Annotated in this window: 9 protein-coding genes; 2 read left to right on the top strand and 7 right to left on the bottom strand. The window is 64.0% G+C overall.

Going from position 1 to position 14386, the window contains the following annotated elements; genetic code table 11:
* Positions 1-38 precede the first annotated feature (38 nt).
* From F7R90_RS09070 to F7R90_RS09060, 3 genes are all read right to left on the bottom strand, one after another.
* Complete coding sequence (locus F7R90_RS09070; RefSeq protein WP_158057109.1) at positions 39-3296, bottom strand: PKD domain-containing protein; 3258 nt, start codon at positions 3294-3296, stop codon at positions 39-41.
* A gap of 400 nt (positions 3297-3696) precedes the next feature.
* The gene (locus tag F7R90_RS09065; RefSeq protein ID WP_158057108.1) at positions 3697-7926 is read right to left on the bottom strand and encodes a PKD domain-containing protein; all 4230 of its coding nucleotides are present in this window, start codon (positions 7924-7926) and stop codon (positions 3697-3699) included.
* Between the two features lie 346 nt (positions 7927-8272).
* Positions 8273-9187: a DMT family transporter gene (locus F7R90_RS09060; protein WP_158057106.1), complete on the bottom strand. Its 915-nt coding sequence runs from the start codon at positions 9185-9187 to the stop codon at positions 8273-8275.
* A 67-nt stretch (positions 9188-9254) separates the two neighbouring features.
* Between F7R90_RS09060 and F7R90_RS09055 the strand changes: the two genes are divergently transcribed.
* Both F7R90_RS09055 and F7R90_RS09050 read left to right on the top strand, forming a co-directional pair.
* Positions 9255-10115: a DMT family transporter gene (locus tag F7R90_RS09055; protein ID WP_158057104.1), complete on the top strand. Its 861-nt coding sequence runs from the start codon at positions 9255-9257 to the stop codon at positions 10113-10115.
* A 112-nt stretch (positions 10116-10227) separates the two neighbouring features.
* Complete coding sequence (locus tag F7R90_RS09050; RefSeq protein WP_158057102.1) at positions 10228-10920, top strand: rhamnogalacturonan acetylesterase; 693 nt, start codon at positions 10228-10230, stop codon at positions 10918-10920.
* A gap of 59 nt (positions 10921-10979) precedes the next feature.
* Here F7R90_RS09050 and corA read toward each other — a convergent pair whose 3' ends face one another.
* The 4 genes from corA to cysS form a co-directional block, all read right to left on the bottom strand.
* A complete protein-coding gene (gene corA, locus F7R90_RS09045; protein ID WP_158057100.1) occupies positions 10980-11948 on the bottom strand; it encodes a magnesium/cobalt transporter CorA in 969 nt (322 codons plus the stop codon).
* Complete coding sequence (locus F7R90_RS22145) at positions 11945-12109, bottom strand: hypothetical protein (protein ID WP_192498266.1); 165 nt, start codon at positions 12107-12109, stop codon at positions 11945-11947. Before F7R90_RS22145 ends, corA begins: the two co-directional genes overlap by 4 nt.
* Before the next feature lie 73 nt (positions 12110-12182).
* A complete protein-coding gene (locus F7R90_RS09040; RefSeq protein WP_158057098.1) occupies positions 12183-12821 on the bottom strand; it encodes a DUF6517 family protein in 639 nt (212 codons plus the stop codon).
* Between the two features lie 63 nt (positions 12822-12884).
* Positions 12885-14339 (bottom strand): cysteine--tRNA ligase, encoded by a 1455-nt coding sequence (gene cysS, locus F7R90_RS09035; RefSeq protein ID WP_158057096.1) that lies wholly within the window; start codon positions 14337-14339, stop codon positions 12885-12887.
* Positions 14340-14386: the final 47 nt, after the last annotated feature.

The following is a 14386-nucleotide window of genomic DNA, read 5'->3' as shown; positions in this document are numbered from 1 at the left end:
GTTGTGAAGCGTGACCCAGCGTCGGATACGTCCTCCTGTCACGCTCGCCGTCGCGCCAACAGCACCGCAACCACCAGCGCGACCAGCGAAATTCCAACCCCGAATCCGGGAATCATTCCAATTCCGCCGGTTCCGCTCTTCTTCTCTTGGGCCTTCACCGACAACTCGACCGTCTGCTCGCCAACCTGCACGTCGTAGTCGCCCGGCGCGTCAACCTGCTGGACGAACGTCACCTGCTTCTGCTCACCAGCGGCTACTGTCACGTTCTCGGTCGCTATCTGCTCGCCGAATAGCGAGAGTGCGACCGACCGGGACCCCGACGCCCCGCCGAGGTTTTCGACGGTCGCCGTTATCTCGACAGAGTCGCCCGCGGTCACGGTGGAACTATTGAGCGACAGATTCGTCACTCGTAGGTCGGCAGGATTCTGGGCCACGGTCACCGACCCGACGCGCTCGCCGTCGATACTGACGTTTTCGCCACCGACGGCGAGTTCGTGGGTGCCGACCGAGAGCGTCGCTTCGAGCGAGACGTTCTTGGTTTCGCCGCCCTCCACCTCGACCTCCTCGCTGGCGACGACTTTACCGTCTGTGGTGAGATTCAGGGCGAGCGATTCGGCGTCTCCACCCGGGTTCTCGACCGTCGCCGTCACGACGACCGGCTCGTCCGGCCCGACTCGCTCCGCATCGAGACTCACACCAGTCACCTGCGCCGGGCGGTCTACACCGACTGCGACGGCAGTGAACTTGTCCGCGCGAGCTTTGACGCGCACGGAGTCGCCGCGGTCGTCTACTGTGGTGTTCAGTTCGGTCCACTCCCCGTCCAGTTGTCCGTACGCTCTTAGGTCCTCCTCGGTGACGCCGAGGTCGGCGAGTTTGCTCTTCTGAACGTCCACGACGTACCGAACTTCGGAGACTGCCCCACCGTCGAGATACTTTGGTGTGGTCGAGAGCGATCCGAGGGTCACGTCGGCTGGAATCGGCGAAAGCTCCACGTTCCGGTCAGTTTCCACCGCGAAGTGCGGTTCGTCGTCCGCGAGGTCCACCGCGAGACTGTAGAACCGCACGCCGGTTTCGTCGTCGGCCGCCGTCTCGGGCAACGTCGCCCGAATCGTCTTGTCGTCGCGGCCGTTCTGCACGTCTACGAGCGCGCTGCCGTCGCCCTGCGATTGCACGTCCAACGCGACCGGCGGCGGGCCGACACTGGACGCTCCGCCGCCACCGCCACCGCCTCCGCCGCCACCGCCGCCGAAGTTGCTCCGCTTCGGTTTCACTTCGAAGGCGACGGTGGCCGTGTTCGTATTGCCTGCCTCGTCGGTCGCAGTCACCGTCGCGGTGTAGTTGCCGGTCGCTTCGTAGCTGTGAGTCACCGTCTCGCCGGTTTTCGTCGTGCCGTTGCTGAAGTCCCATTCGTAGGTGACCGACCCCCTGTCGTCGGCACCCGTCGCCTCGAAGGAGACAGATTCCCCGACGCGAACCGTGTCGTCGTTTATCGCGGCCGAGACGTCCGGCGGCGTGGTGTCCGGACCTAGCACCTCGATTTGCGCGCTCGTCGTGGTCGTCTCCCCGACGGCGTCCGTGACTCGGAGCGTCACCGTCACGTTCCGCGACTCGTTTCCGGCCGGAGCGTAGGTGTAGGATGCTCGCTCGCCGGTCGCGTCGTCGAACTGACCGTCGCCGTCGAAGTCCCACTCGTAGCTCGCGACGCCGCTGTCGTCGGAGGCCGTCGCTTCGGCGGTGACCGACGCGCCTGCCGACACTTGGTCGGGGAGTTCGATACTGGCCTCCGGCGCGCTCCGGTTGGTCACTTCGACGGTCACGTTCACCGAGTCGGCGTTGTCGTTACCGTCGGTGACCGTCACAGTCGCGGTGTACGTACCCGGACTCGTGTAGCGGTGCGCAGCGTTCGCTCCGGACCCACTACTCCCGTCGCCGAAGTCCCAACGGAACTCGGCGAGTTGCCGGTTGTCCGTCGAGTCGGTGGCGTCGAAACCGATGGGTGCGCCTGCCTCGACGCGCGTCCGGTTCGCGCTCGCTCTGGCGTCGGGCGGCGACTCGTCGGGAGCCAACACGTCGAAGGTTCGGCTGACGGTCGTGTTCTGACCGCTGTTGTCGGTCGTTTCGAGCGTCACTGTGTAGGTCCCCTCGTCGGGGAACTGGTAGGTCACTCGCTGACCGGTCGCGGTGGCGTCGTCGCCGAACGTCCAGCGGTATTCGCTGATGGCGAGGTCGTCAGAGCTGTTCGAAGCGTCGAAGACGATGGTGTCGTTGCTGACGACGAACTCGCCAGCGTTAGTGCCGAAGGCCGCGTCCGGCGGGTCGTCCGTGTCGATAGTGACTGTGGCCGTTGCGCTCGCAGTGTTGTCACCGCCATCGACCACGGTGACGCTAGCTTCGTACTCGCCGGTCGATTGGTAGGTGAAACTCGTCCGCGGCCCGGTGGTCGTTCGGTCGATTTCGCCGTCGCCGTCGAAGTCCCAGCGGTACTGCTCGATGCCTTCGTCGTCGGTGGACCCGGCGGCGTTCAGCGTGACGGGGTGGCCCTCGACGCCATCGACGCCCGCGAGTGACGCGCTCGGCGGCGTCACGTCGGGACCGCACGTCCCGGTCCGAATCGTGACTGGCCGGTTCATGTTCAACCCGACCGTCTGGTAGTCGTTGATGCTTCCAGTGAGGAACTGCCACGCGCGGACGTTGCCGTCTCGGTTCAGGTCGTCGTAGAGCGCAGCGTCCTCGTCGAACTGCGGGCGAATGGTGACGCTCGTGCCGTCGCGGTCCAAGCCACGGAACACGCCGCCGTCGGTTCGCTCGCCGTACCACGTCCAGTCGATTCGGTTGCGCGAGAAGCGGTCGTCTTGGTCGCTGTAGGTGTCGTCCACGACCACCCAGTCGCCGCCGCTGGGGAGGCCGCTGAACCGGAACGTCGCGGCGCTGCCGCCGCTGGTACTTCGGCCGCCGTTTCGCAACCTGTTGTGGACGACGACGAGGCTCACGCCGTCCGGGCCGTCGTAGAGAAACAGCCGACTGGTGTCGTCGGCTTGGAGGTGGTTCGGCATGTACGAACTGTACGTCGTCGCAGTTCGGCCGTCGTAGTTGTCGGTACTCCGATAGTCGTAGAAGTTCACCGCGTTCTGACTTCCACGGAGTGGCGTCACCTCGACACAGCGAGAGCCTTGCTCGATAGCGAAACTGTGGGTGGCCGCGCTAGCGGTGCCGACGGAGGGCGGCACGGGCGGGACCGCCGCCACGACCAACAGGAGAACGATACAGACGACGAGTGGGGTTCGTATCCGAGTCATATGTTCGTGTGTTCGCGGATGACGGCCCGAGGCAGACGACGTGAGTCGTGGGCGACATCGAACCACGTCGTCAGGGGGCCGCGTTGTGTCACCGCCGCCGAGTTGGCGGGATACCCCGACGTTCCTGTGATTCGCCCTTTGTTATGTGTCAGCTGTACGTGAACCGGACACACGGGGCCTGAGACGACGGCGTAGCTTAACCGAGCGTCTGCGACCGCCGAACGAACCACCAGAACTGACCGAACTGTCGGTATCAACTCCGAGTCGGTCGAACTGGAGCTAGTGTGCGCGTAGCGACTCGGAAGGGCGAGAGTAACGTCCCGGTCTCGCGGAACGAAGCGGGGAAAACAGCGACCGCAACGAAAGGTGACAGAGAAGAGAGGAACCGGAGACTATCGCGTCATCGCTTCCGCGTGGCGACGAACGCGGCGAGTGCCAGCGCGAGTAGCGCGGCCGCGACGCCGAAGCCGGGGACGGTCCCCGTCGATTCGTCGTTCGTCTCCGTCACGTCGGGCACCGTCGTCGCGGTTCCCGTCGTCGTCTCGGTCGTCGTCTCCGTCTCGATGCCAGCGATGGTCAGCGAAGTCGTCGCGTCACCGACGCCGACCGTGTAGATGCCGGGCGCGTCGGCACTCACGTCGAAGGTCACTTCGCGGGTCTCGCCCGCGGCCACTTCGACCGGTTTCGCGACGACGGCGTTGCCGCCGACGGTCAGTATCGCCTCGAAGGTGCCGTTCGCACGGCCGTCGTTCGAGAGCGTGACGGTCAGTTCCGTCGAACCGTCGGCGTCGATGCGCGTCTCGGCCAGCGAGAGGTCGGCGACCGAAATCGAAGGCTGGTCGAGACCGACCGCGTAGGTGCCGCTTACCGACTCGATAGTTCGGAACCGGTAGGCGTCTCCCTTCGTCTCCAGTTGCTCGACTTCGACCGCGGACCAGCTACCGTTCTCGAAGCGGAAGAGGTTCACCTCGTCCACTGTCGCGCTCTCGTTCGCGAGTCGGTCTTGATCGACCGTGAACGTCATTCGCTTCGCGTCCCCCGTAATCTGGAGATACGAGAGCGCGGCGAAGCCATCCTCGAACGCGGGTTCGCGAACGTTCTGCGGAACCGTCGCGTTCGTCGCGACGGACGCGTCGCCCGAACCGGTCTTCAGCGAAATCGTTCCGAGGTCGTCGCCGAAGCTCTCGGTAATCGGCGCTGTCTTCGCGGCCGAGTCGCCGTTCGAGTTGCTCGGCGGGTTCGCGGCGGGGACCGAGCCACCGGTCGAACCTTTCGGCGGTTCGTCGCCCAATCCGCCTTCGTCGGGGTTCTCAGGGTCACTCGGGCCGGGGTCGCTCGGAGTCGGGTCCTTCGGGTCGCTACCCGAGTCGGCGACCACGGTTATGGTCGTCTCGACGGTGTGCTGGTTGCCCGCACGGTCTCGGAGAACGACCTGCACGGTCTTCTCACCGGTCGAGTCGAACGACCACGTGGCCGTCTTTCCTTCGGGGCCGTGTTCCTCGCCGTGGCCGTTGGCGGAGAACACCCAGCAGATGTGTGCGAGGTTCCCCTCGCTGAACTCCGTTGCTCGGAGTTCGAACTGCTCGCCGACGGTGACGGTGTTCGGCGCGTCGATGGTCGCCGTCGGTTTCGTGTGGTCTTTCTGCTCGATAGTGACCGTCTTGGTCACGCTGTCGGTCTCGCCTTCCTCGTCAACGACGGTCAGCGTCACGTCGTAGGTGCCAGCCTGTCCGTAGATGGCGTCCTTCCACGGAACGACCCACACACCCGACTGGTCCGTGAACGTGTGTTCGTACGTGCCGTCGCTGTCGAAGTCCCACTTGTAGGCCGCGATGCCTTTGTCGTCTTCAGAACCGCTCGCGTCGAGGTGGAACTTCTCGCTCAGCGGCGACGATTCAGGAATCGAGAAATCCGCCTTAGGCGGGACGTTCTCCGGCGGGTCGTTACTCGGCGGTTCCGATTCCTCGACCATGAACGTCGCTGTCGTCGTGTCCGTCTTCCCGGCTGCGTCGGTCACGGTCAGGGTGACGGTGTGTAGGCTCGCGCTGTCGTAGGTGTGAGTCACTGTCTCGCCGGTCTTCGTCGTGCCGTCGTCGAACTGCCAGTGGTAGCTGACGATGCCGTTGTCGTCGGTCGAGTCGCTTCCGCTCGCGGTGAACTGTTCGCCGACGGTCACGGTCGCGGGCACGTCGATTACGGCGGTCGGCGGCGCGGTTTCGGTCGGCTCCTCGCCGATTTGCTCGGGCGTCGGACTCGTCGCCGTCGTCGCACCGTAGCCGAAGGTGGAGAAGTCAGTCTCCCAGACGAGGTTCGAGTCGTTGCTGGCGGGTTCCCACGTCACCGTGAACGTGTGGCGACCGGGTTCGAATTCCGTCGGGGGTGCCGGGGTAGCCGACCCGCTGGTGAACTCGCTGCCGCCCACCATCATCTCGTCGTTCGGGTTGACGTAGCCGAACGTCACCTCGTAGGTGCCGTCGCTGACCTTCGTCGCGTTCTCGACGAACGTACTCGGTCGGTCCGGTCGGACTGCGTCGAGTTGCGCGTCGAAGTTCGGGTTGTCCTTCGCTGCCTCTTGGGGCGAGTCGAGGTCGCCCTCGTGAACCGCCACGTGGGAGATGACCGGTCCCCAGACGCCCTCTTCACGAGCGTTGACGACCGTCGTCCCGCTGACCGGACCGAGGTCGTAGTTCGAGGTGCCGACGCCGCTAGAGTCGAAGAACGTCGAATCCACGAACACCGTCTCGAAGTCGCCGTCGATGCGGACTGCCGTCGCGTTGATGTACTCGATAGTCGGTTCGTCGTCGGCTTCCTGCACCGTGATATCGACCGACGCGGTGTCGGTGAGGCCGTTCGTCCCGTTGTCCTCGACCATCACTTCGACCTGATACTCACCGGGGGCCGAGAACGCGTGGGTGTTCGTCGGCGATTCGGTGGTCTCCTCGAACTGGTTGTCGCCGTCGAAGTTCCAGTGATAGAACTCGATGCCGCTCTCTTCGTCGGAGCTATTCGAGGCGTCGAATCCGACGGATTCTCCGACCTCGACGGTGGTTTTCGACGCTGTCAGGTCGGCGGTCGGCGAGTTCAGGTCTTCCTCCCGAATCTCGACGGTCGCCGTCGTGCTGTCGGTCTTGCCTGCCGTGTCGGTCACGGTCAGCGTCACCGTGTGTTCACCGGTCGAGTCGAACGCGTGCGTGACTTCTTCGCCGGTCGCGGTGTCGCCGTCGTCGAACTGCCAGTGGTAGCTGACGATGGCGTCGTCGTCAGTGGAACCGCTCGCGCTGAACGAGGCACCTTCGTTCATGAAGGCCCAGTCGGGCGCTTCGATTCGGGCCGTCGGCGGCGTGTCGGTCTCGGTTTCTTCGACGGTGACCGTCACCGTCGTAGAGTTGTTGTTTCCAGCGGCATCGATGACGGTCAGCGTCGCGGTGTGGTCGCCCGCGGAGTCGAACGCGTGCGTGACCGTCTCGCCGGTCGCGGTGTCGCCGTCGTCGAAGGACCACTCGTAGCTGACGATACCGGTGTCGTCAGACGAGCCACTGCCGTCGAAGGTGGCGGACTCGCCGACTGAAACGGTGTCGGGCGAGACGCTCGCCTTCGCGTCTGGCGGCGTGTCGTCAACAGTCTCTTCGACCGTCACGCTCGCAGTCGCCGAGTCAGTGTTGCCGCCGCCGTCCACGACGGTCACCGTCGCGTCGTAGGAACTCGCGTTGGCGTAGCTATGCGTGACGGTTGCGGCGGTGGTCGTCTCATCGACGTTCCCGTCGCCGTCGAAGTCCCAGCGGTACTCGCTGATAGCCGTGCCGGTACCGTCGGACCCGCTGGCGTCGAAGGTGACGCTCTCTCCGGTCTCAACTGTCGAAGGCGAGGCCGAGAGGGCCGCGCTCGGGTCGGTCGTGTCCGGACAGCTACCCTTCGAGATGCTCACCTGCTGGCCCTTATCGAGCGGAATCTCGGTACCGTCGCCCGATTGGAGTTCCCAACTGAGGTCGTCGGTCGCGTCGGGCCACTGGGGGCTTCGCTCCTGATATGCCCACGACTGCTCGCCGAAGGCGGGGTCGATGGTGATCGCGTCGAAGTCGGCACTCATCCCACGGACGATTGCACCGTCGGTGCGGCCGTTCGACCACATCCAGTCGATGGAGGAACTGGTCGCGGCGTGGTCGAAGTTGTCGTCGCGGTTCTGATAGTCGTCGTCCTCGACCAACCACTCGCGGTCGCTCGGGAGGCCCGCGATGTCGAACGTAATCGCGCCGCCCTCCGACTGATTGAGGTCGTCGTGGAGCATGACCAAGCTGAGGCCCTCCGAGCCGCTGTAGAGGAAGAGATGGCTGACTTGGTTCTCCTGAATTGCTTGGGAGCCAGCACCGTAGGAGCCGTACTTCGTTCCCGCTCCGGCGCGGTAGTCGTAGAACTCCTCGGCACTGACGGTGCCGTCACCGATTGGGGTCACCTCGTAACACTGGCCCGCTTGCGTGACGTGGAACGTCGGCGACGTCGCGGCACTCGCGGGTGCGGTCCCGACGCCGACTGCTGTCAGCGGCGAGAGCAACAGCATGGCGACGAGCAACAGACTCCGAAGTCGCTGGCGGGTCACGCAGTCGCTCCCGTCGGTACGCTTCGCGGCGCGCACCACGCCGTAGTTATAGGCCGATACTGTCTGGGTCGCCCGTCGGGGATAGTCCGAGAGTACAGCCGAGTATCGGACGATTCGGGCGGTCTATTGGGGGTATTCGTTCCGGGCATCGTCGGTTCGGTTTCAGTGGGTAAGTTCGCGTTTTCAGTCCATTTCGGCGGTCTTAACGTCCGAGACGAGTATCACGGCATCGTTATCCAGAGCATCCAACAGGACCACCCTTTGTTATCGTCCGACTGTAGAACTGGCAGGCGGCGTATTCCGAATCGAGAAGCAGTGGCTGTTCGCTAGCAAGGAGCATCTACTATCGACAAGCGGTGCCTACACGGCCCCTTCGCCGTTCCTACGCCGCCGATTCTCGGCCCGTCGCAGTGACGTAGATTCCGAGGAGGACGACGACACCGCCGACCACGGTGAACGCGTCGGGGACCTCGCCGAGAAGCGCGAGCGCGAGCAACGTCGAACCGACCGGTTCCCCGAGTAGCGTGACACTGACGACGCTCGACTCGACGTACTTCAGCGCCCAGTTGATGACTGTGTGTCCGAAGATGCCGGGTCCGACTGCCATCCCGAGGAAGAGAAGCCACTCGTGGGGTGGGTACGCAGTCGGCGCGACTACCGCTCCCTCAGCGACTGCGACCCCGAGCAGTACCACCGCACAGACAGTGTAGACCACCGTCACGTAGGGGACGAGCGCGACGCGCTGGCGGAGCGACCGACCGGCGAGGACGTACCCGGCGGCCATCACCGCACCGACGAGTGCGAGTCCGTTGCCGTAGAGTGGTCGGGCACCAGCGAGTGCCGCACCGGACAAGAACCCGCCGAGAGACATCTCGACGGTTCCGGCGACCGCTACCAGTATTCCGAACACCATCCGGCGCGAGATTCGCTCGTCTAACAGCGCCGCCGCGCCCATCGCGACGAAGATGGGTTGGGCCTGCACGAGCGTCACGCTCGCGGCGACGCTCGTCCAATTCAGACTCTCGAACCACGTCGCGAAGTGCGCCGCGAGCGCCACACCAGTCACGACGGCCACGGTCAAATCGCGGCCAGATAGGGCCGCGAGGTCGTCGCGGTAGCGCGTCACCGCGACCGGCGCGAGCAGGAGCGTCGTCAGTACGACGCGGTAGAACGCCTTCACGACGCTCGGGGCGTCGCTGAACCGAATCAGAATCGCGCTGGTACTCACCGCGACGATAGCGACGGCTAAGGCCGCCATCGGCGGTGTTCGATCTTCGAGCGAGACCAGCGGTTCCATCGTGCCCGAAATTAGGGGGGAGACGTTTAGTCGAACCGGTTTAGTGACTCCTCTCCGAACGCCGACCATGGACCGTGTCGGCGTCGCGTTGGTGTTGATTTCGGCCGCCGGATTCGCCACGTTGGGAGTCCTCGGCAAGCTAGCGACGGCGGCGGGGTTGTCGATTCCGACCGTGCTGGCGTTTCGGTTTCTGCTTGCTTCCGCAATCGTCTGGGTAGTACTGGCCACTCGTGGTCAGTTGAAACTGCTTCGTGGGCGCGCGCTGGCAGTCGGTTTCGGACTCGGCGCGCTCGGCTACGCGGTCATGAGCGGCCTGTTCTTCTGGGGCTTGGAGTTCATGACCGCCGGACTGGTCGGCGTGGTTCTGTACACGTACCCCGTCTTCGTCGTCGGATTCGCGGCGATGCGACTCGGCGAGTCGGTGACGCGCCGAAAGGTCGTGGCGCTAGTCGCCGCACTCGCTGGCGTCGCGCTGGTCACGGGCGCAGACACCGCCGGTGCAGACCCCCGCGGAATCGGCATCGTCTTGCTGGCGGCGGTGGTGTACGCCTCCTACATCACGGCCAGTCGCGCGGCGCTCGACACGGTGGAACCGCCGGTGTTGACCGCGCACGTCCTTCCTGCCGCGGCGGTGGCGTATCTGGTCTTCGGCACGGTTTCGGGAAATTTGGGCGTTCCAGCGACAGACTACCAGTGGGCGATAGTCGTCGCTATCGCGGCGGTGGCGACGGCGATTCCCATCTTCACGTTCTTCGCTGGACTGCGCCGAATCGGCGCGAGTCGCGCGAGCATCGTCAGCACCGCGGAACCCGTGGTGACGCTGTTGCTCGGCGCGGTCATTTTGGACGAACCGATTACCGGCGCGACAGTCGTCGGGGCCGGACTGGTTCTTGCGGGCGTGTTGCTCGTGCAGACCGGCGCGGAGTAGTGGTCGCTAGTGAACCTGCGCGGAGACTGCACTCCCACGCCCTCCGCAGATTCGACGGGCAAAATAGACGGTACCGGTGCGTATATGCAGTGTCCGGGCTACCGTTATCGAAATGTCGTCCGAGTCGATTACCGTCCACCTGATTGGAGATTCCACCATGGCCGAGAAGGCGGCGGCCGAACGCCCCGAGACGGGCTGGGGGACGCCGTTCGCCGAACGCCTCGACGACTCGGTGACGGTGCAGAACCACGCTCGCAACGGGCGCAGCACCCGCACCTTCTTGGAGGAGGGTCGCTGGGACCCCGTCGTCCGTAGCTTAGCCGAGACCCACTACGTGTTCGTCCAGTTCGGCCACAACGACGAGGTACCCTCGAAGGAACAGCACACGACCGAGGCGGCGTTCGTCGCCAACCTCGAGAAGTTCGTCGAAGAGACGCGCGAACACGGGGCAGCGGCGGTTCTTCTCACGCCCATCGCGCGCCGTCACTTCGACGAGGATGGCGACCCGAAAGACACCCATCGAGTCTATTCGGAGTTGACACGCGAGGTAGCACGGGCACGTAGCGTACCGCTCATCGACGCGGACGAGCGGAGTCGGTCGCTCCTACGCGAACTGGGGCTGGAAGAGTCGAAAGCCCTCTACAACCATCAGTCGCCCGGCGAACACCCCAACTATCCCGAAGGTGTGGCCGACGACACGCACTTCAGCGAGCGCGGGGCTCGCCGGATGGCCGAACTGGTTCTCGACGGGGTCGCGGAACTGAACCTCGGGTTGGCAGACCACGTCGAACAGAACGAGGAGTAACTGGTCCGTTCCGGCAGGACGAGTCGTGGGGCCGTCGCATCTTCTCGGGCGAACGAGCGTCAGATGTACCCTGCTTCGCGGAAGTACGCCACCAGAATCACAGTCACCATGCCCATTCCGAGCATCACCGCGGGATAGCCGTACGTCCAGCCGAGTTCGGGCATCGTCGTGAAGTTCATGCCGTAGACGCCAGCGACGAACGTTAGGGGAAGGACGATGGTCGCCACGACGGTCAGTTTCTTCATCACCTCGTTGGTCGAGAGCGAGAGCGTGTTGAGGTAGATGTCGCGCGCACCGCTGGCCAAGTCGCGGTACGTCTCGGTCAGGTCCACCAGTTGGACGAGGTGGTCGTACACGTCGCGGAAGTACTTCTCGGTTTGCTCCTGAATCTGGTCGGGGTCGCCCCGTGCGAGGTAGCCGACGGCTTCCCGCGTCGGCCACAGTAGTTTCCGGAACGAGAGCAGTTCCCGGCGGACGTTGTTGATGACTTCGAGCGTCTCCACGTCGGTCGAAGTCGTGACTTCCTCTTCGACGGCTTCGATTTGGTCTTCGATTCTGTCGAGTACCTCGAAGTAGTCGTCCGTGATACCGTCCACGATGCGGTACGTCGCGAAGTCGGGGCCGCGACTGAGTATTCGCCCCTCCTCTCGGGAGACCAGTTCCCAGACTCGTTGGACGGAACCGAGTCGGTCCTGTGACAGCGAGACCAACCAGTCGTCGCCGACGAACAGTCCCACCGATTGGGTGCCGATTTCGTCGCGGAACGTCGTCTCGCCGCGGCGTAGCGTCGCCGATTTGACCAACACGAACGTGTGGTCCTCGAACTCCTCGGTCTTCGGGCGAACGCCGTTTCGAAGGTCTTCGACCGAGAGTGGGTGGATATCGAACGTCTCGGCGACGCGGTTCAGTTCCCCGGTCGAAGCGTCGGAGGCCCGAACCCACGTCGTGCCGTCGGCGTCACGTGCGGTCTGCAAGTCGGTGTGGTCGGTCGCGCCCGCTTCGGTGTAGACGACGGCTTCGACGGTCACGTCTCTGCACCTCCATCCGCACCGACGACGAGAAGCGCAATCCCGACCATCACGCTAGTCACGGAAAACGCCCGGCCGGGATAGGCGGTGGTGAGTCCGACGAGGTAGCCGACCAGTCCGGCGAGGGTGAACCCGAGACCGGCGGCCATCGCGGTGTTCATGTGGTTCGCTGATACGTCGGCACGCAAAGTGTTATCGGAGAAATCCAGACGAGGTCGAAGGGAAGCCGAGACGCTACGCTTCGTGTTCGATGCCTTCGATGAGACGGTCTACTTTCTGGTCGTGGTCGCTGAGTTGCTTGGGGTAGACGGCTAACGCGACGACGTGGTCGTTGCCGTGTTTGACTTTGGTGACGTGCAGGTACGCGTCGAACTGGATACCAGCGACCGTCGTCACGGTCGCTTCGTACTTCGAGACGGTCGTCTCGTTGCCGAGCATCGTGACCTGCCGCGTGCTAACCTCCTTCTGGATATCGACGTTCTCGAACTTGGCCGTGAACTGCTCCGCGAGTTTGCGATTGTTGTACTTGTCGAGCGGGTTGAACGACTTCCCGACGACTTCGACCTGCGGACTGGAGAAGGTAGCGAAGACTGCCGTGCGCTGTTCGGCGATGCCGGGAATGCCGACGCTCTGGTGGTACTCGGAGACCCAGTTAGTCACTTTCACTTCCTTGCTCTGGCCCGCCGCGGAGAACGTCCGACTCACGGTCATCTCTGTCGTGCGATTCTTCTCGTAGCCGGTGTCTTGCAAGGCCGCATCCTCGACGGTCGCCTCGGAGGCCGTGAACGTGACCGGTCCCGATAGCATCCCGACGCAACCGCTCGTGACGAGTAGCAACGCCAATGCGACGCCAGCAACTGCGCTCCGTGTCATGTAAACGGCCAATACAGGGGGAGGTAATCAATCCGGCGACCGAGAACTGGTGTATATGGGGTTCTACGTGTCGCCGAGGCGGAACGTCGGTCCCTCGTCGGTGTCCTGCACTTCGACGCCGAGCGCTTCCAAGTCGTCGCGCAACTCGTCGGCGCGCTCGTAGTTGCCGGAGTCCCGTTCCTGCTCGCGCAGGTCGAGGACGAGTTCGACCACCTCTTCGAGCAGGTGGACGTCGCCTTCGCCGTCGCCGACGAGTGCGAAGCCGAGTACGTCTTCGCCGAGTTCTTCGAACGTCTCGACGGCGTCGCAGAGCGCCCGATAGTCGTATTCCTCGTTGCTGTCGAGGTGTTTGTTCACCGCACTCACGAGTTCGAGCAGGGCGGTGATGGCTTCGCGGGTGTTGAAGTCGTCGTTCATCGCTTCCGCGAAGGTGTCGCGAGTCTCGGCGACTGCGGCGCGAAGCGCGTCGTCTTCGACTTTCGTTCGCGCGGTGGGGCTATCGACCGCTTCGACGGCCCGTTCGTAGCCGCGTTCGAGTCGCTCCCAGCGTTCGACGGCCTCTTCGAGAACTTCCTCGCTGTAGGTCTGGCGGTTGTTGTACGCCGTCGAGAGCAGGAACATCCGGATGGCGTCGCCGCCGAACTCCGCGACCGCGTTGCGCACCGTGAAGTAGTTCTGGAGACTCGACGACATCTTCTCGCCGCCGGTTTCGAGCAGGCGCACGTGAAGCCAGTAGTTGACGAACTGCTTCCCTGTGGCGGCCTCGCTCTGAGCGATTTCGTTCTCGTGGTGCGGGAACACGAGGTCCTGGCCGCCGACGTGGATGTCGATGGTGTCGCCCAGATGGGTCTGACTCATCGCCGAGCATTCGATGTGCCAACCGGGGCGGCCCTCGCTCCACGGAGACTCCCACGTTTGGCCCCCGGAAGAGGCGTCGTCCGGGTGTGCTTCCCCAGCTTTCCAGAGCGCGAAGTCCGCAGCGTGGCGCTTGTCGGCAAGTTCGTCTTCCTCGCCTTGGGCCTCCATCTCCTCGACTTGCTGGTTCGAGAGCTTACCGTACTCTTCGAACTTCGTCACGTCGAAGTAGACAGAGCCGTTCGACTCGTAGGCGTAGCCTTTCTCGATGAGCGTCTCCACGAGGTCGATGATTTCCGGAATGTGCTCGCTGACACGGGGGTAGACCTCCGCCCGAAGGAGGTTCAGCGAGCGCATGTCCTCGATGACTTCCGAGATGAACTTCTGTGCGATTTCGCCCTCGCTGTCGCCTAACTCGTCCTCGCCGATTCTGGCGACGATTTTCTCGTTCACGTCGGTGAAGTTCTCGACGTGGCGCACGTCGTAGCCGGAGTGTTCGAGCCAGCGGTGCATTACGTCTACGTGGACCCACGACCGCGCGTGGCCAAGGTGGGCGAAGTCCGAGACGGTCAACCCGCAGTAGTACAGCAGTACAGATTCGGGGTCCTGCGGTTCGAACGTCTCACGCTCGCCAGTCAGCGTGTTCGTCACGTGGAGCGTCATTGCACAATAGTATCCGTAGCGGCCGTTTTAAAGCGTCGGTAACAACA

Origin of the sequence: Halorussus halophilus, from assembly GCF_008831545.1 — an archaeon.
Taxonomy (GTDB): Archaea; Halobacteriota; Halobacteria; order Halobacteriales; family Haladaptataceae; genus Halorussus; species Halorussus halophilus.
This window is presented reverse-complemented; position numbering and strand designations above follow the sequence as displayed.